We start from the raw sequence: 17610 nt of genomic DNA on the forward strand, positions 1-17610 counted from the left end.
CATGACCTCCGCCGTCCCCCGTGTGCTCAGCATCGCCGGCTCCGACTCCGGCGGCGGCGCCGGTGTCCAGGCCGACCTGAAGACCATCGCCGCGTGGGGCGGCTACGGGATGACCGCGATCACCGCGATCACCGCCCAGAACACGCAGGGCGTGCAGGCCGTCCACCCGCTGCCGGTGGACGTGGTGCGCGCCCAGCTCGACTCGGTCGCCGCCGACATCGCCGTGGACGCCGTGAAGATCGGCATGCTCGGCACGGTGGAGCTCATGCGGGCCGTCGCCGGCTGGCTCGAGGAGACCCGGCCCGCCGTCGTCGTGCTGGACCCGGTCATGGTGGCCTCGAGCGGGGACGCCCTCACCGCGGTCGGCGACGACGACGGGCGCGCCGCGTGGGCCCGGCTGCTGCGGGTGGCGCACCTGGTGACACCCAACCTGCCCGAGCTGGCCCGGCTGACCGGGCGGGACGCGACGGACTGGGACGCCGCCCTCGACGCGGCGCGGGGCCTGGCCGCCGAGCACGGGGTGACGGTGCTGCTCAAGGGCGGGCACCTGGACGAGACCGAGGCGCCCGAGGCCGCAGCGGCGGAGGTGCCGGACGCCGTCGTGCGCGTGGGCGGGGCCGTGCACGAGGTGCGCGGCCCGCGCGTGACGACCCGCGCCTCGCACGGCACCGGCTGCACCCTCTCCTCGGCCCTGGCCACGCTGGCCGGGGCGGGCCTGAGCTGGGACGACGCACTCGAGCGGGCCAAGCCGTGGCTGGCCGACGCGATGCGGGCGGGGGAGGCGCTCGCGGTCGGGGACGCCTCGCGGCCGACGTGGCACGGGCCCGTCGACCACGGTCATGCGCAGCGGGGCTGAGGGCGGGACCTCCGGGCTTCGACACGTTCGAGGCGGGAAATCCGGCGAATACGCACCTCGGGACGTCCTATGAGGTCGATTTCCCGCCTCGAATGCCGGTGACCCGGACCTCCCGCTCCGCTCGAGCGTCCGGGTCCGCAGAACGCAGAAGAGCCGGACCACCGTGTCGCCACGGGGGTCCGGCTCTGTTCGCTCGTGCCCCCGGCAGGATTCGAACCTGCGGCCTTCTGCTCCGGAGGCAGACGCTCTATCCCCTGAGCTACGGAGGCGGGGGTCGCGACGCGTCGAGCGCGTTGCGGACTCGTCGACTCTACACCATCAGGACGGCCCGTCCGTGACCTCCCCGCGGGGCGCGTCAGCCGGGCAGGCCCGCGCGCAGGGTCCGGGCCGCGGCCTCGGGGTCCTCGGCCTGCGTCACGGCGCGGACCACCACGATCCGTTCCGCCCCGGCCGCGCGGACCTCGGGCAGCCGGTCCGCGTCGACGCCGCCGATGGCGAACCACGGCCGCGCCCCCGCCGGGTCCTCCGCGTCCAGGCGTGCGGCGAGGGTCGGCAGTTCCAGTCCGACGGCGGCCCGGCCCGGCTTCGTGGGCGTCGCCCACACCGGCCCCGTGCAGAAGTAGTCCAGGCCGTCCTCCGCGCGGGCGGTGCGCACCTGCGCCCCGGTGTGGCACGAGCGGCCGAGCACCACGTCCGGGCCCAGCAGGGCGCGGCACTGCGCGGTGGTCAGGTCGGTCTGGCCCGTGTGGAACACGTCCACCCCGGCCAGGGCGGCGACGTCGGCGCGGTCGTTGGCGGCCGAGAGCGCCCCGTGCTCCCGGGCCAGCGGGACGAGCACGGCGAACGCGGCCAGCTCGACCGCCACGTCCACGGCCTTGTCCCGCACCTGGATCAGGTCCACTCCGCCGCGGAACGCCGCCGCGCAGAAGTGAGCGAACGCGGCCGTGTCGAGCGTGTCGTCCGGGCGCAGGAACCGCTGCAGGTCGGTGCAGACGTACAGCCGGGAGACGGCGAGGCGGGCGCGGCGGCGCGCGCCGGGGCCGGTGTCGCCGTCGTCGCGGCCGGCCGCGGTCATCAGGAGCGGATCGGGGGAGTGCATGCGCCCACTGTGGCAGACTGGCCGCTGTTCCATGGGAGCCCGGGCCGCACACGCCGGGCTGAGAGGGCCGCAGGGGCGCACCGCGCCGGCGCGGCCGACCATCACCACTCGATGCGGGTCATGCCGCCGTGAGGAGGACCGGTCCGTGCACGTGGCCGTCGTCGGTGCCGGGATCATCGGCCTCACCGCCGCCGTGCGTCTGCGCGCCGCAGGCCACGCCGTCACCCTGATCGCCCCCGAGCTGGACGCCGCCGGGCGCCCACACGCCGTGGCCGGGGCCACCCACGCCGCGGCGGGGATGCTCGCGCCGCTCGCCGAGACCCAGTTCAGCCAGGACGACCTCGCCCCGCTGCTGCAGGCCGGCTGGGAGGCCTACCCGGCCCTCGTGGACCTGCTCGCCGCCTTCACCGATGTGGAGACGGGCTTCCTCGCACAGGGCGCCTGGATCGTGGCCGCGGACCCCTCGGACGCCCGCGCCTGGGACCACGTGCTCGAGCACGCCTCGATCCTCGGTCGCCGGGTCGAGCCCGTCTCCGTCCGCGCGCTGCGCCGCGCCGAGCCCGCCCTGGCCCCGGGCCTGGCCGCCGGCTTCGACGCCCCGGACGACCATCAGGTGGACCCGCGACGGCTCGCCGCCGCCTGCGTCGCCGCCCTGCGCGCCGAGACCGGACCCGACGGCGGCCCGCTCCCGGTCGGCGCCGGACCCGCCGCCCGGTTCGTGGCCGGACGCGTCACCGCCGCCGGCCCGGAGGGCGAGGGGGTGCGCCTCACGCTGGCCAACGGGGGCGTCCTCACCGCCAACGGCGCGGTCCTCGCCGCGGGCCTGGGCCACCGCGGGATCGGCGGCGCGGCCACCGCCGTCGAGGTCCCGCTGCGCCCCGTCCACGGCGACGTGCTGCGTCTGCGGGTGCGCCCCGAGCAGCTGCTGCCGGGGGAGTCGCACCTGATCACCCGCACCGTCCGCGGCCTCGTCCACGGGCGCCAGGTCTACCTCGTGCCCCGCGCGGACGGCACCCTCGTGGTCGGCGCCTCGGCCCGCGAGGACGGCCTGGCCGGCACCTCCGCCGGGGCCGTGCTGGACCTGCTCGCCGACGCCGCCGCGATCCTGCCCGCCGTCCGCGAGTGCGAGCTGGTCGAGATCACCACCGCCGCCCGCCCCGGCACCCCCGACGACGCCCCGCGCGTGCTTACCGTGCCCGAGGCCCCGGGCGCCGTCGTCGCCACCGGCTTCCACCGTCACGGGATCCTGCTCGCCCCCTGGGCGGCCGGGCGGATCCTCGAGCTGCTGCACGCCCGCCTGAAGGAGATCGCATGAGCACCCTCACCCTGACCCTCAACGGAGAGCCCGCCGAGCTGGCCGTGGCCACCGTCCGCGACGTCGTCGCGCACGTCACCGGGCGCGCGATCGGCGAGGACGGCGCCGCCGCGGATGGGCGGCGGCTCGGCGTGGCCGTGGCGGTCGGCGGCGAGGTCGTGCCCCGGTCGGCCTGGGCCACCCGGGAGCTGGCCGCCGGGGACGAGGTCGACGTCGTCACCGCGGTGCAGGGGGGCTGAGCGATGGCCGAGCACCGCACCCCGCCCGCCGCCCCCGCGATCCCGCCGCTGCGGATCGGCGGCTACGACCTGGCCTCCCGGCTCATCATGGGCACGGGCGGCATCACCGACCTGACCGCCCTCGAGGGCGCCCTCGTCGCCTCCGGCACCACGCTCACCACCGTGGCGCTGCGCCGCTGGTCCGCGGACACCCGTGACGGCCTGGTCGCGCTGCTGGACCGCCTCGGCATCGACGTGCTGCCCAACACCGCCGGCTGCTACACCGCCCGGGACGCCGTGCTCACCGCCCGGCTCGGCCGGGAGGCGCTCGAGACCGACCTCGTGAAGGTCGAGGTCATCGCCGATGAGCGCACCCTGCTGCCCGACGTCGTCGAGACCCTCGAGGCCACCGAGCGGCTCGCCGCCGACGGCTTCACCGTCCTGGCCTACACCTCGGACGACCCCGCCATGGCGCTGCGCCTCGAGCAGGCCGGCGCCGCCGCCGTCATGCCGCTGGGCTCGCCGATCGGCTCGGGGCTGGGCATCCTCAACCGCGCACACCTGGAGCTGATCGTCTCCCGCGCCTCCGTGCCGATCGTGCTCGACGCCGGCGTGGGCACCGCCTCGGACGTCGCCCTGGCGATGGAGGCCGGCTGCGACGCCGTGCTCGCCGCCTCGGCGATCACGCGCGCCGCCGAGCCCGCCCGCATGGCCCACGCGTGCCGGCTCGCGCTCGAGGCGGGCTTCCACGCCCGCCGTGCCGGGCGCATCCCGCGCCGCGAGCACGCCCTGGCCTCCTCGCCGATGGCCGGGCGGGTCACGGCCGAGGAGGACGAGCGGTGACCGCCGCCCTGGACCCCGCCGCCCGCGAGCCCCGCGACCTCACCGCGCTGTCCGACACCCAGCTGGAGCGCTTCGCCCGCCACCTGAGCCTGGACGGCTTCGGCCCAGAGGCCCAGCTGGCGCTGCTGCGCTCCCGCGTCCTCGTGGTCGGCGCCGGCGGCCTCGGGGCGCCCGTGCTGACCTACCTCGCCGCCGCGGGCGTGGGGGAGGTCCACGTGATCGACGACGACGTGGTGGACCGTTCCAACCTGCACCGCCAGGTGATCCACGCCGAGGCGGACCTCGGCCGCCCCAAGACCGCCTCCGCCGCCGCGACGATGCGCGGCCTGCACCCCGAGGTGCGCGTGGTCGAGCACCGCGAACGCCTGACCGCGGCCAACGCGCTCGAGCGGGTCGGCGCCGTGGACCTCGTGCTCGACGGCACGGACAACTACGCGACCCGCTACCTCGTGGCCGACGCGTGCGAGATCGCCGGCGTGCCCGTGGTGTGGGGCGCGATCCTGCGGTTCGCGGGGCAGGTGAGCGTGTTCGCCCCGGGCGGGCCGCTGTACCGGGACGTGTTCCCGGAGCGTCCCGAACCCGGCGAGGTGCCCTCGTGCGCGCAGGCCGGGGTGCTCGGGGTGCTGCCCGGGATCATCGGCTCCCTCATGGCGGCCGAGGCGATCAAGCTGCTCTCCGGGGTGGGCGAGCCCCTGGTCGGGCGGCTGCTCTCCGTGGACGCCCTGACGATGCGCTTCCGTGAGCTGCGGCTCGTGCCCGACCCCGAGCGGACCCCCGTGACGGACCTGTCCGCCCACGCGGACCAGGCCCCCCGCCCGGACGACGCCGGCGCCCCCGGCTCGGCGGAGGCGTGCGGCGCCGCGGGCGGGGAGATCGCCCCCGCCGCGCTGGCCGCCCTGCTCGCCGACCCCGCCCGGGCCGCGTCCCTCACCCTGCTCGACGTCCGCGAGGACTGGGAGCGCCGCCTGCGCCGCGTCGAGGCCCCCGCGGCGGTGGCCAATCGACACGTCCCGCTCGAGGCCGTCCTCGCGGAGCCGGCGGCCCACGCGCCCGGGCAGGACCGCGTCCTGGTGGTCTACTGCGCCGCCGGAGCCCGCTCGGCCCGGGCGCGGGACGCCGTCGTCGGGGCCGACCCGAGCGCCGGCGGGCGCGTCCTGTCCCTCGCCGGCGGCCTCGCCGCCTGGCCCGCCTGACCCCCCCACCCCGACGAACCCTGCGAGATGGCCCCCACCGCGGGCCGGAGGGGCCATCTCGCAGGGTTCGTTCGCACGCGCACGGGCGCGGCGGCCCTTCCGTAGACTTGCGCGGGTGAAGCCCGAAGACCTCTCCGCCCTGCTGTCCGCTGTCCTCACCGACGCCGTCGATGCCGGTGACCTCCCCGCCGCGCTGCGGGAGGAGATCACCCCCGCGCGCGTGAAGGTGGAGCGACCCCGCAGCCGCGAGCACGGCGACTGGGCCACCAACGTCGCCCTCCAGCTGGGCAAGAAGGCCGGGATGGCCCCGCGCGACCTCGCCGGGCTCGTAGCCGAGCGCCTGACCGACAAGCCGGGCATCGCCGCCGTCGACGTCGCCGGCCCCGGCTTTCTCAACGTCACCCTGGACGCGGCCTCGGCCGGCGCCCTGGCCCGCGAGATCGTCGAGGCCGGCCCGGAGTACGGCCGCAACGACGCCCTGGCCGGGCACACCGTGAACATGGAGTTCGTCTCCGCCAACCCCACCGGCCCGCTGCACATCGGACACACCCGCTGGGCCGCGCTGGGCGACGCGATCGCCCGCCTCCTGCGCGCCTCCGGCGCGGACGTCACCGCCGAGTACTACGTCAACGACGCCGGCAACCAGATGAACGTGTTCGCCGACTCGGTCCTCGCCCGCCTGCACGGCCGCGACGTCCCCGCGGGCGGCTACCCGGGCGCGTACGTGCAGGAGCTGGCCGACGCCGTCGCCCTCGAGCACCCGGACGTGCGCGAGCTGACGGACGAGGCCGCCCGCCCGGTGGTCCGCGAGGCCGCGTACCGGCTCCAGATGCAGGACATTAAAAACACGCTCGCCGCCTTCGACGTGCACTTCGACGTGTTCACCTCGGAGCAGACGCTCCACGACTCCGGCGCGATCGAGCAGGCCGTGCAGCGGCTGCGCGCGCAGGGCCACGTCGAGGACCGCGAGGGCGCGGTGTGGCTCAAGACCACGGACTTCGGCGACGACAAGGACCGCGTGCTCATCCGCGCCAACGGCGAGCCCACCTACTTCGCCGCCGACGCCGCGTACTACCTCCACAAGCGCGACCGCGGCTTCGAGGAGAAGGTGTACCTGCTCGGCGCCGACCACCACGGCTACGTGAACCGCCTCAAGGCGATCGCCGCCGCCGCCGGCGACGACCCGGCGACGAACATCGAGATCCTCATCGGCCAGCTCATCTCGGTCAACGGCGCGAAGCTCTCCAAGCGCGCCGGCAACATCATCGAGCTCAAGGACCTCGTGGAGTGGCTCGGCCGCGACGCCCTGCGCTACGACCTGGCCCGCTACCCCGCGGACTCGCCCCTGACGATCGACCCCGAGCTGCTGCGCTCCACCACGAACGACAACCCCGTCTACTACGTGCAGTACGCCCACGCCCGCGCCTCCGGCGCGGCGCGCACCGCGCAGGCCCACGGCGTGGACCGCTCCGAGTTCGACGCCGCCCTGCTCACCCACGCCACCGAGTCGGAGCTGCTGGCCCAGCTGGCGGAGTTCCCGGCCGTCGTCGGCGCGGCGGCGCGCCTGCGCGAGCCCCACCGCGTGGCCCGACACCTCGAGGTGATCGCCGGGGCCTACCACTCGTGGTACGCCGCCTGCCGCATCGTGCCCATGCCCACCGACGACGGGACGCCGCGTCCCGTCGAGACCCTCAACCGCACCCGCCTGTGGCTCAACGACGCCACCGCCCAGGTGCTGGCCAACGGCCTCGGCCTGCTCGGCGTGACCGCCCCGGAGAAGATGTGAGCGCCCGGATGACGACGCCGCAGCCCGCCCCCGCCTCCCCGCTCGCCCCCGCCTGGCTCCCCGCGCCGGGGGACCCGGACGCGCTCGTGCCCGGCCTGTGGGCCGCCGGCGTGGACCGCGCCGCCGACGGCGAGCTCACCGTCCAGGGCCTGCGCGCGAGCGCGCTCGCCGCGGAGTTCGGCACGCCGCTGCTCGTGGTGGACGAGGACGACTTCCGCGCCCGCGCCCGCGCGTTCCGCGAGGGCTTCGACGCCGCGTTCGCCGACCTGTGCGGGGGAGCGGACGTCTACTACGCCGGCAAGTCCATGCTCACCCTCTCCACCGCCCGCTGGGCGGCCGAGGAGGGCCTGCGCGTGGACACCGCCTCCGGCGGCGAGCTGGCGATCGCGCTGGCCGCCGGCGTCGACCCGGCCCACATCGGCCTGCACGGCAACAACAAGTCGGACGCCGAGCTGCGCACCGCCCTCGAGGCGGGCGTGGGCCGGATCATCGTGGACTCGCTCGACGAGCTCACCCACCTGGCCGCGCTCGCGGCCGAGGCCGGCCGCCGCGCCCCCGTGATGCTCCGGCTGACCCCGGGCGTGCACGCGCACACCCACGACTTCATCGCCACCGCGCACGAGGACCAGAAGTTCGGCCTCTCCCTGGCCCCGGCGTCCAGCGACCGGGACGGCAACGTGGCCGGCCGCTCGCCGGCCGCCGTCGCCGTGGCCGCGGCCCTGGCGGCCGAGTCGATCGACCTGCTGGGCGTGCACTGCCACATCGGGTCCCAGATCTTCGAGGCCGAGGGCTTCGGGCTGGCGGCCGGACGCGTGCTCGAGTTCCTCGCCGAGGTCAAGGCCGAGCACGGGGTGGAGCTGGCCGAGCTCGACCTCGGTGGCGGCCACGGCATCGCCTACACGGCCGTGGACGAGCCGCGCCCGGCCGCGGAGATCGCCGACGCCCTCGCCGACGACGTCCAGAAGACCGTCGAGCGCCTCGGCCTGAGGTGCCCGCGGGTCTCGCTCGAGCCGGGGCGGGCCATCTCAGGCCCCGCGGGCCTGACCCTCTACACGGTCGGGGTGACCAAGACCGTGGACGCGGACGCCCCCGACGGCGGCACCGCGGCCCGCCGCTACGTCGCCGTGGACGGCGGCATGTCCGACAACCCGCGTCCCGTCCTCTACGACGCCGACTACACCGCCGTCTCCGCGCGCCGCACCTCGGAGGCCGAGCCGGTGCTCTCCCGCGTGGTGGGCAAGCACTGCGAGTCCGGCGACATCCTCGTCCGCGACGTGTACCTGCCGGCCGACCTGGGCCGCGGCGACCTGCTGGCCGTGCCGGCCACGGGCGCGTACACGCACGTGATGTCCTCGAACTACAACGCGCTGGCCCGCCCGGCCGTCGTCGCGGTCTCCGGCGGGCAGGCGCGGGTGATCATCCGTCGCGAGACGCAGGAGGACCTGTTCGCCCGCGAGGCCGATCCGCGCCTCGCCCGCTGAGGACGCGGGCGCGGCGCACCCGGCCGCCGGCCTCGAGCCCGGGTGGGTCCGTCCCGCTCTGCGGACACCGAGTGTCGCGCGGTGGGACGGGCCGGGGCGCCGCGCTAGATTCGAGGCCAGCCGGGCCGCGCGGTCGCGCGGGCCCGACCCACCCTGGATCACGGAGGACCATGCCCCAGCACACCGACGCCCCCACCGCACTCAAGGTCGCCCTGCTGGGCGGCGGGACCGTGGGGTCCCAGACCGCCCGGATCCTCACCGAGGACGCCGACATCCTGCGGGACCGCGTGGGCGCCGACCTCGAGCTCACGGGCATCGCGGTGCGGGACACGGGCGCGACGCGCGACTGGCAAGCGGACCCGGCGCTCTACACGACCGACGCCGAGGCGCTCGTGGACGGCGCGGACGTCGTCATCGAGCTGATGGGCGGCATCGAGCCGGCCCGCACCCTGATCCTGCGCGCCCTGGCCGCCGGCACGTCCGTGGTGACGGGCAACAAGGCGCTGCTGGCCCAGCACGGCGAGGAGCTGTACGCCGCGGCCGCCGCCACCGGCGCGCAGCTCAGCTTCGAGGCCGCCGTCGCCGGCGCCATCCCGATCCTGCGCCCGCTGCGCGACTCCCTGGGCGGCGACCGCGTCACCCGCGTGATGGGCATCGCCAACGGCACCACCAACTTCATCCTCGACCGGATGGACTCCGAGGGGGCGGACTTCGACGACGCCCTCGCCGAGGCCCAGCGGCTCGGCTACGCCGAGGCCGACCCGACCGCCGACGTCGAGGGCCACGACGCCGCCGCGAAGGCCGCGATCCTGGCGACCATCGCGTTCGGGGCGCCGTACACACTGGACCAGGTGGCCGTCGCGGGCATCACCGCGATCACGGCCGAGGACAACGCCGCCGCCGCGGAGGCGGGCTACGTCATCAAGCTGCTGGCGATCGCCGAGCGCGGCCGCGCCGCCGACGGCGCCGAGGGCGCGGTCCTGCGCGTGCACCCCACCCTGCTGCCGCGGGAGCACCCGCTGGCCTCCGTGCGCGGGGCGTTCAACGCCGTCTTCGTGGAGGCCGACAACGCCGGCGAGCTCATGTTCTACGGTCCCGGCGCCGGCGGCGCCCCCACCGCCTCCGCGGTGATGGGCGACGTCGTCTCGATCGCCCAGCGCATCGTGCGCGGCGGCCCGGCGCGCCTGCGCACCCCCGTCACCGCCCTGCCCGCCCTGGACCCGGCCGAGGCCCACACCTCCTTCATGGTCGTGCTGCGCGCGGCGGACCAGCCCGGTGTGCTGCGCCGCGTCGCCGGGGTGTTCGAGGAGCACGGCGTCTCCATCGAGACGCTGCGTCAGGTCCCATCTGAGCGCGAGGACGCCCCCGGCGCGTCCCTGCGGCTGATCACCCACCGTGCGCGGCAGCGCGACCTCGACGCCACCGTCGGGGCGCTCGCCGCCCTGGACGTCGTCCACGAGGTCGCGTCCGTCCTCCGAGTCGAAGGGAACTGACCCATGGCCCACCAGTGGCGCGGCGTCGTCCGCGAGTACGCCGACCGCCTGCCCGTCACCGAGGACACGCGCGTGATCACCCTCGGCGAGGGCGGCACCCCGCTCATCCACGCCCCCCACCTCTCCGAGCTGGTGCAGGGCACCGTGCACGTGAAGTTCGAGGGCATGAACCCGACCGGCTCCTTCAAGGACCGCGGCATGACCATGGCGATCACCGCCGCCGTCGCGGACGGCGCGAAGGCCGTCGTCTGCGCGTCCACCGGCAACACCTCCGCCTCGGCGGCGGCCTACGCCGCGCAGGCCGGGATCACGTGCGCCGTGCTCGTGCCCGAGGGGAAGATCTCGATGGGCAAGATGTCCCAGGCCGTGGCCCACGGCGCGGAGATCCTCCAGGTGCAGGGCAACTTCGACGACTGCCTCGAGGTGGCCCGCAAGCTGGCCGAGAACTACCCCGTGTTCCTCGTGAACTCCGTCAACCCGGCCCGCATCGAGGGGCAGAAGACCGGTGCGTTCGAGGTCGTGGACACCCTCGGCGACGCCCCGGACTACCACCTGCTGCCCGTGGGCAACGCGGGCAACATCACCGCGTACTGGAAGGGCTACCGCGAGTACGCCGCCCCCTACGTGAACCCGCACGAGGGCGCCTCGGACGCCGAGCTGCCCGCGGTGGCCACGAAGACCCCCGTGATGTGGGGCTTCCAGGCCGCAGGCGCCGCCCCGATCGTCCAGGGCCACCCCGTGACCGACCCGGACACGATCGCCACCGCCATCCGGATCGGCAACCCGGCCTCGTGGGAGCAGGCCGAGGCCGCCCGCGACGAGTCCGGCGGCATGATCGACTCCGTCACGGACGAGGAGATCCTCGAGGCCCACCGCTGGCTCTCCGCGAAGGAGGGCGTGTTCGTCGAGCCCGCCTCCGCCGCCGGCGTCGCCGGGCTGCTCAAGCACCACGCCGCCGGGAACGTGCCGGCCGGCAAGAGCTGGGTCATCACCGTCACCGGCCACGGCCTCAAGGACCCGCAGTGGGCCCTGCGCGGCGCCGACGGCGCCGACGTGACCCCGCGCTCGGTGCCGTTCGACGTGGTCACCGTCGCCCAGGCCCTCGGCCTGAGCTGAGCCATGGCCGCACCGCAGCCGCTGGCGCCCGGGACCGCCGCGTCCGTCTCCGTCCCCGCCACCTCCGCCAACCTCGGCCCCGGCTTCGACTCGATGGGCCTGGCCCTGGAGCTGCGCGACGAGGTGACGCTCACGGTCGTGGCGGGCCCCGACGTCGCGGAGGTCGTGGGGGAGGGGGAGGCCACCCTGCCGCGGGACGGCGCGCACCTGATCCTGCGCCTGGCGCACGAGCACCTGCGGGACCGCGGGTTCACCGCGCCGGGGCTGCACCTGCGCGCCGTGAACCGGATCCCGCACGCCCGCGGGCTCGGCTCGTCCGCGGCCGCCGTCGTCGCGGCCTACGCCGCGGCCGAGGCCCTGCTGCCGGCCGCGCTGCGCCGGGCGCCCGCGGACCTGCTCGAGGCGGCCACCCGCTTCGAGGGGCACCCGGACAACGTCGCCCCCGCGCTCGTGGGCGGGGCCACCGTCTCCTGGACCCGTGACGACGTCCCCGGCCCGGCCACGGCGCGGCTGCGGCTGCACGAGCGCGTGGTGCCGGTGGTCGCGATCCCGGACACCGAGCTGTCCACCCACGTCGCCCGGGGCGTGCTGCCCGCCGAGGTGCCCCACGCCGTGGCGGCGGCCCAGGCCGGCCGTGCCGCGCTGCTCGTCCACGCGCTGGCGGAGGACCCCGCGCTGCTGCCGGCCGCCACGCGGGACTGGCTGCACCAGGAGCCGCGCGCCGTGGCCATGCCGGCCAGCGCCGCACTGGTCGCGGGGCTGCGCGAGCGCGGCCACGCCGCCGTCGTCTCCGGCGCGGGTCCCACGGTGCTCGCGCTGTGCGACGGCGTCCAGGCGGCCGAGCACGCCGCGGAGGCGGCGCGTGCTCTGACGGCGGACGGGGCGGCCGCCTGGCGCGTGCTGGTGCCGTGCGTGGCCGTGGACGGTGTTAGGGTGGAATCACTCCACCACGGCTGACCCCACCGCCTCGCGCGGCCCGGGTCTCCGGTGCCCGGGCCTGTGACGGCCGGACGCACCGTGCGCCGTCGGCCGGAACCCCGCCGCGATCCATCCCGTGCTGCGCACGGCCGGCGTGCGGGATCCGCTCCGGCTCGGTCGAGTCCGGACGCCTCCGCCCCGTCACGCAGCGACTGCGCACGATCAGGGGAGGCGCCACTGCTGAGTTCACACCATGAAACCCGGTTTTCTGGGGCGCCGCTGCGCGGCCCGACCGGATGCACACCGCAGCCCGACGCGCCACGCGCCGCCGGGCCGCATTCGAGGGAGAAGGAACCTTCGTGACCGAATCCACGGAACAGACCACGCCGACGAACGGCGGTGGCCTGGCCTCGCTCAAGCTCGCCCAGCTCCAGGCCCTGGCCTCCCAGCTCGGCATCGCCGGCGGCTCGCGCATGCGCAAGGCCGACCTGGTGACCGCGATCTCCGACCACCAGCGCGGCGGCTCCGTGGCGGACCGCGACGCCGCCGAGCGCGCGGCCCAGGCCCCCGCGGCCCCCGCCGCCGAGGCCGTCCCGGCGGCCGCGTCCTCTCAGGACGCCGCCCCGGCCGCCGAGCGCCCGGCCCGCCGCCGCTCGCGCCGCGCCGACGCCGACACCTCCGCTCCGGCCGCCGTCGCCCAGGACGGGCAGCCCCAGGCCGAGGCCCGCGAGGCCCAGACCGAGCAGGGCCCCCGGGAGACCGCCTCGGACCAGGATCGGTCCGGGGGGTCCGAGACCCGCGACGAGGGCGAGGACCGCCCGCAGTCCGAGCGCCGTTCCCGCGGCCGCCGCCGCGCCGGCGACGACGACGCCCAGCAGGGTCAGGACCGTCGCTCCGACGGCGCCCAGGGCGAGGACGGCGCCGACGCGGACCGCCGCGGCGACCGGGAGGACCGTGATGACAACGGGCGCGAGAACGGCCGCGGCCGCAACGGCCGCAACGGGCGGGACCGCGACAACGGCCGCGACCGCGACAACGGCCGCGACCGCGAGAACGGCCGTGACGGCTCCCGCGAGCAGCGCGGCGACAAGTCCGAGGACGGCGGCCGGGGCGACGGCGGACGCGGGGACCGCAGCCGCCGCGACGACCGCGACGACGAGGGCGGCCGCAACCGTCGCAACCGCCGCAACCGCAACGAGCGCGGCCGCAACCGCCGTGGCCGCGGCGGCCCCGAGGTCGACGAGACCGAGCTGACCGAGGACGACGTCCTGCAGCCCGTGGCCGGCATCCTCGACGTGCTGGACAACTACGCGTTCGTCCGCACCTCCGGCTACCTGCCGGGCCCGAACGACGTCTACGTCTCCCTGGCCATGGTGAAGAAGTACGGTCTGCGCAAGGGCGACGCCGTCGTCGGCGCGATCCGCGCCCCGCGCGACGGCGAGAAGCAGCAGCACCACGGTGGCGGCTCCAACCGCCAGAAGTTCAACGCCCTGGTGAAGATCTCCTCGGTCAACGGTCAGCCCGCCGTCGAGCACCCGCAGCGCGTGGAGTTCGGCAAGCTCGTGCCCCTGTACCCGCAGGAGCGCCTGCGCCTGGAGACCGATCCCAAGCTGATCGGCCCCCGCGTGATCGATCTGGTCAGCCCCATCGGCAAGGGCCAGCGCGGCCTCATCGTCTCCCCGCCCAAGGCCGGCAAGACGATGATCCTGCAGTCGATCGCCAACGCGATCAAGACGAACAACCCCGAGGTCCACCTCATGATGGTGCTCGTCGACGAGCGCCCCGAGGAGGTCACCGACATGCAGCGGTCGGTGGACGGCGAGGTCATCGCCTCCACGTTCGACCGCCCGGCGGACGACCACACCACTCTCGCCGAGCTGGCCATCGAGCGCGCCAAGCGCCTCGTGGAGATGGGCCGCGACGTCGTCGTGCTGCTCGACTCCATGACCCGCCTGGGCCGCGCCTACAACCTGGCCGCCCCGGCCTCGGGCCGCATCCTCTCCGGCGGTGTGGACTCCTCGGCGCTGTACCCGCCGAAGAAGTTCTTCGGCGCCGCCCGCAACATCGAGAACGGCGGCTCGCTGACCATCCTGGCCACCGCGCTGGTCGAGACCGGCTCGCGCATGGACGAGGTGATCTTCGAGGAGTTCAAGGGCACCGGCAACATGGAGCTGCGCCTGTCCCGCCACCTCGCGGAGCGCCGCATCTTCCCGGCGGTGGACGTCAACGCGTCCGGCACCCGCCGCGAGGAGGCCCTGCTCTCGCAGGAGGAGGTCAAGATCATGTGGAAGCTGCGCCGGGTGCTCTCCGGCCTCGAGCAGCAGCAGGCCCTCGACCTGCTCACCAACAAGATCAAGGACACCGCGTCCAACGCCGAGTTCCTCATGCTGGTCTCCAAGACCACGCTGGGGTCCAAGGGCGACGACTGACCGTCCCGTCGCACGGCCCCGTCCCGCCCGGGGGAGCTCGTCTCCGCCGGACGGGGCGGGGCCGTCCGCGTCGGACAGCCCGGCCCGTTGAGGCCGGAGGAGGAGAGGCACGCACGTGTTCGATTCGGACCAGCGGCGCGAGGCCGTGGATCGGCTCCTGGCGGAGCATCGCGAGCTGACGGCGCGCCTGTCCGACCCGGCGGTGCACCAGGACCCGGCACTCGCCCGGCGGCTGAACCGGCGGTTCGCCGAGCTCGGCGCCGTGGTGACGGCCCACCGCGCCTGGTCGGCGGCCGCGGAGGAGCTGGCCGACGCGCGGGAGCTGGCCGCGGCCGGCGACGACGACGCGGCGGCCTTCGCGGCCGAGGTGCCCGGTCTGGAGGCGGCCGAGGCGGAGGCCGCCGAACGGCTGCGCCGGCTGCTGATCCCGCGCGACCCCGACGACGCGCGCGACGTGATCCTCGAGATCAAGGGCGGCGAGGGCGGCGAGGAGGCGGCCCTGTTCGCCGGCGACCTGCTGCGCATGTACCTGCGCTACGCCGAGTCCCGGGGCTGGAAGACGGAGGTCCTCTCCGCCACGCACTCCGACCTGGGCGGCTACAAGGACGTCCACGTGGCGGTGCGGGGGAGCGCGGCCGACCCGGCCGACGGCGTCTACGCCCGGCTCAAGTTCGAGGGCGGCGTGCACCGCGTGCAGCGCGTGCCCGTCACCGAGTCCCAGGGCCGCATCCACACCTCCGCCGCCGGCGTGCTCGTGCTGCCCGAGGTGGACGCCCCGGACGAGGTCCACCTCGATCCGAACGACCTCAAGGTGGACGTCTTCCGCTCCTCCGGGCCGGGCGGCCAGTCCGTCAACACGACCGACTCCGCGGTGCGCCTGACGCACCTGCCCACGGGGATCGTCGTCTCCATGCAGAACGAGAAGTCCCAGATCCAGAACCGCGAGGCCGCGCTGCGCGTGCTGCGGTCGCGGCTGCTCGAGCGGCAGCGGGCGGAGCAGGACGCCGAGGACTCCGCGGCGCGCGCCGCGCAGGTGCGCACCATGGACCGCTCGGAACGCATCCGCACCTACAACTTCCCGGAGAACCGGATCGCGGACCACCGCACCGGCTACAAGGCGCACAACCTCGACGCGGTCCTCGACGGCGACCTCGAGGCCGTGATCGCCTCCTGCCTCGCCCTCGACGAGGAGCGGCGGCTCGCCGCGCTGGGCGGGGACGCGTGAGCGCACCGGCCTGGTCCGCGCTGCTGCGCGACGCCGCCGCCCGCCTGACCGCGGTGGGCATCGACTCGCCGCGCGTGGACGCCGAGCTGCTGCTGGCCCACGTGCTCGGCCTCGACCGCGGCGCGCTGCTGGCCCGGGTGTTCGCCGGTGCCGTGGCCGAGCCCGCGCAGGCGGCGGCGTTCGAGGCGCTCGTCGGACGCCGCGCCGCCCGCGAGCCCGTCCAGCACCTGACCGGCGTCGCGCACTTCCACGGGCTCGACCTGGCGGTCGGCCCGGGCGTCTTCATCCCGCGGCCGGAGACCGAGCTGCTCGTGGAGACCGTCGTGGCCGACCTGGCCGCGCGGCCGGCGGCGGGCGTCGTGGTGGACCTGTGCACCGGCTCCGGCGCGATCGCTGCGGCCGTCGCGGCGTGGGGCGAGGCGCGGGGCCGCGCGCTCGCCGTCACCGCCGTCGAGCTCGACCCGGCGGCGGCCGACTGGGCCCGGCGGAACCTCGCCCCGCGCGGGGTCGACCTGCGACAAGGTGATGCCCTTGTCGCGTGCCCCGACCTCGAGGGCCGCGTGGACGTCGTCGTGAGCAACCCGCCCTACGTGCCCGAGGCCGAGGTGCCCGTCCAACCGGAGGCGCGACTGGACCCGGCGCGGGCGCTCTACGGCGGGGACGCGCCCGGGCTGCGGATCCCGCGGGCCATCGCGCACCGGGCGGCGGGCCTGCTCGCCCCGGGCGGCCTGTTCGCCATGGAGCACCACGAGACGCAGGGCCCGGCCCTCCTGGCCGCCCTCGGTGCGGACCCCCGGTTCACGGGCGTCCGAGTCCACCAGGACCTCACCGGACGGGACCGGTTCCTGACGGCGCGCCGGTCCTGCGAAGCCGCGGCGGGCGCGGAGGTGGAAGAATGACCCACGTGAGTGACTTCATCGACGTCTCGGATCCGGCCGCCCTCGAGGATGCCGTGGCCCGCGCCCGCGAGGTCCTCGCGGACCGCGGCTGCGTGGTCCTGCCCACGGACACCGTCTACGGCATCGGGGCGGACGCGTTCTCCCCCCTGGCCGTGGCCGTGCTGCTGGCTGCCAAGGGCCGTGGCCGCACCATGCCGCCGCCCGTGCTCATCGCGGACCGCCGCGTCATGGCGGGCCTCGCGTACGACGTGCCGGAGGAGGCCGAGGCCCTCGCCGAGCGCTTCTGGCCCGGCGCGCTCACGCTCATCCTCAAGTCCCAGCCCACGCTGACCTGGGACCTCGGCGAGACCCGCGGCACCGTCGCCCTGCGCGTGCCCGACGACGCGGTGGCCCGCGAGCTGCTCTACGCCGTCGGCCCCATGGCCGTCTCCAGCGCGAACCGCACCGGCATGGACGCCGCCACCACCGCCGACGCCGCCCGCTCGATGCTGGGGGAGTCCGTGGCCCTCTACCTCGACGCCGGCCCCCGCGAGAGCCGGGATCCCTCGACGATCGTGGACTGCACCGTCACCCCGTTCCGCGTGGCCCGGCAGGGCTCCGTGCCCCTGGAGGAGCTGCGCGCGGTGGTGCCGGACCTGCTCGCCGAGGGCGAGGAGCCGCCGGTCGCCGCCGAGCGGATCGCGGCCGCCGACGACGCCGCCGCGGCGCGTCCCGCCGACCGGGAGGCCTGACCGGCCCC

The 17610-nt window shown here is 76.0% G+C and carries 15 protein-coding genes and 1 tRNA gene; 14 read left to right on the forward strand and 2 right to left on the reverse strand.

Annotation, left to right across the window (positions count from 1 at the left end; genetic code table 11):
- The first annotated feature begins 1 nt into the window (after position 1).
- A complete protein-coding gene (gene thiD / locus AC0VX2_RS03840; protein WP_044659216.1) occupies positions 2 to 856 on the forward strand; it encodes a bifunctional hydroxymethylpyrimidine kinase/phosphomethylpyrimidine kinase in 855 nt (284 codons plus the stop codon).
- Between the two features lie 196 nt (positions 857 to 1052).
- Here thiD and AC0VX2_RS03845 read toward each other — a convergent pair.
- A tRNA-Arg gene (locus AC0VX2_RS03845) sits at positions 1053 to 1125 on the reverse strand.
- An 86-nt stretch (positions 1126 to 1211) separates the two neighbouring features.
- A complete protein-coding gene (gene thiE, locus AC0VX2_RS03850; protein ID WP_144819453.1) occupies positions 1212 to 1955 on the reverse strand; it encodes a thiamine phosphate synthase in 744 nt (247 codons plus the stop codon).
- A gap of 145 nt (positions 1956 to 2100) precedes the next feature.
- Here thiE and AC0VX2_RS03855 point away from each other — a divergent pair, with 145 nt between their 5' ends.
- From AC0VX2_RS03855 to AC0VX2_RS03915, 13 genes are all read left to right on the forward strand, one after another.
- The gene (locus AC0VX2_RS03855; RefSeq protein WP_475432660.1) at positions 2101 to 3270 is read left to right on the forward strand and encodes an FAD-dependent oxidoreductase; all 1170 of its coding nucleotides are present in this window, start codon (positions 2101 to 2103) and stop codon (positions 3268 to 3270) included.
- Positions 3267 to 3509, forward strand: coding sequence for a sulfur carrier protein ThiS (thiS, locus tag AC0VX2_RS03860; RefSeq protein WP_078026018.1), 243 nt, complete (start codon positions 3267 to 3269; stop codon positions 3507 to 3509). The genes AC0VX2_RS03855 and thiS overlap by 4 nt, the downstream gene beginning before the upstream one ends.
- 3 nt (positions 3510 to 3512) lie before the next feature.
- A complete protein-coding gene (locus AC0VX2_RS03865; RefSeq protein WP_036316581.1) occupies positions 3513 to 4331 on the forward strand; it encodes a thiazole synthase in 819 nt (272 codons plus the stop codon).
- Positions 4328 to 5524, forward strand: coding sequence for a molybdopterin-synthase adenylyltransferase MoeB (gene moeB / locus AC0VX2_RS03870; RefSeq protein WP_475432662.1), 1197 nt, complete (start codon positions 4328 to 4330; stop codon positions 5522 to 5524). The genes AC0VX2_RS03865 and moeB overlap by 4 nt, the downstream gene beginning before the upstream one ends.
- A 115-nt stretch (positions 5525 to 5639) precedes the next feature.
- The gene (argS, locus tag AC0VX2_RS03875; RefSeq protein WP_069942038.1) at positions 5640 to 7310 is read left to right on the forward strand and encodes an arginine--tRNA ligase; all 1671 of its coding nucleotides are present in this window, start codon (positions 5640 to 5642) and stop codon (positions 7308 to 7310) included.
- 8 nt (positions 7311 to 7318) lie between these two features.
- On the forward strand, positions 7319 to 8791 hold the full coding sequence (gene lysA / locus AC0VX2_RS03880) for a diaminopimelate decarboxylase (protein ID WP_144826040.1): 1473 nt from the start codon (positions 7319 to 7321) through the stop codon (positions 8789 to 8791).
- 170 nt (positions 8792 to 8961) lie between these two features.
- The gene (locus tag AC0VX2_RS03885) at positions 8962 to 10284 is read left to right on the forward strand and encodes a homoserine dehydrogenase (protein WP_049147165.1); all 1323 of its coding nucleotides are present in this window, start codon (positions 8962 to 8964) and stop codon (positions 10282 to 10284) included.
- 3 nt (positions 10285 to 10287) lie between these two features.
- The gene (gene thrC / locus AC0VX2_RS03890; protein ID WP_036313078.1) at positions 10288 to 11400 is read left to right on the forward strand and encodes a threonine synthase; all 1113 of its coding nucleotides are present in this window, start codon (positions 10288 to 10290) and stop codon (positions 11398 to 11400) included.
- Positions 11401 to 11403: 3 nt separating this feature from the next.
- A complete protein-coding gene (thrB, locus tag AC0VX2_RS03895; RefSeq protein ID WP_044659212.1) occupies positions 11404 to 12357 on the forward strand; it encodes a homoserine kinase in 954 nt (317 codons plus the stop codon).
- A gap of 320 nt (positions 12358 to 12677) precedes the next feature.
- Positions 12678 to 14747, forward strand: a complete 2070-nt coding sequence (rho, locus tag AC0VX2_RS03900; protein ID WP_144819456.1) for a transcription termination factor Rho — start codon at positions 12678 to 12680, stop codon at positions 14745 to 14747.
- 115 nt (positions 14748 to 14862) lie between these two features.
- The gene (gene prfA, locus AC0VX2_RS03905; protein ID WP_044659208.1) at positions 14863 to 15972 is read left to right on the forward strand and encodes a peptide chain release factor 1; all 1110 of its coding nucleotides are present in this window, start codon (positions 14863 to 14865) and stop codon (positions 15970 to 15972) included.
- Entirely contained in the window at positions 15969 to 16871 is a 903-nt protein-coding gene (gene prmC, locus AC0VX2_RS03910; protein WP_069941870.1) for a peptide chain release factor N(5)-glutamine methyltransferase, read from the forward strand. Before prfA ends, prmC begins: the two co-directional genes overlap by 4 nt.
- On the forward strand, positions 16868 to 17602 hold the full coding sequence (locus AC0VX2_RS03915; RefSeq protein WP_069941871.1) for an L-threonylcarbamoyladenylate synthase: 735 nt from the start codon (positions 16868 to 16870) through the stop codon (positions 17600 to 17602). Before prmC ends, AC0VX2_RS03915 begins: the two co-directional genes overlap by 4 nt.
- The last annotated feature ends 8 nt before the right edge of the window (positions 17603 to 17610 follow it).

It is taken from the genome of Micrococcus sp. iso_239, from assembly GCF_056173395.1.

Bases quoted from the DNA above. Each gene is read 5' to 3' on its own strand.
- AC0VX2_RS03865 (WP_036316581.1), top strand. From the start codon at position 3,513: ATGGCCGAGCACCGCACCCCGCCCGCCGCCCCCGCGATCCCGCCGCTG.
- lysA (WP_144826040.1), top strand. From the start codon at position 7,319: ATGACGACGCCGCAGCCCGCCCCCGCCTCCCCGCTCGCCCCCGCCTGG.
- AC0VX2_RS03885 (WP_049147165.1), top strand. From the start codon at position 8,962: ATGCCCCAGCACACCGACGCCCCCACCGCACTCAAGGTCGCCCTGCTG.
- thiD (WP_044659216.1), top strand. From the start codon at position 2: ATGACCTCCGCCGTCCCCCGTGTGCTCAGCATCGCCGGCTCCGACTCC.
- thrB (WP_044659212.1), top strand. From the start codon at position 11,404: ATGGCCGCACCGCAGCCGCTGGCGCCCGGGACCGCCGCGTCCGTCTCC.
- AC0VX2_RS03915 (WP_069941871.1), top strand. From the start codon at position 16,868: ATGACCCACGTGAGTGACTTCATCGACGTCTCGGATCCGGCCGCCCTC.
- thiE (WP_144819453.1), bottom strand. From the start codon at position 1,955: ATGCACTCCCCCGATCCGCTCCTGATGACCGCGGCCGGCCGCGACGAC.
- thrC (WP_036313078.1), top strand. From the start codon at position 10,288: ATGGCCCACCAGTGGCGCGGCGTCGTCCGCGAGTACGCCGACCGCCTG.
- thiS (WP_078026018.1), top strand. From the start codon at position 3,267: ATGAGCACCCTCACCCTGACCCTCAACGGAGAGCCCGCCGAGCTGGCC.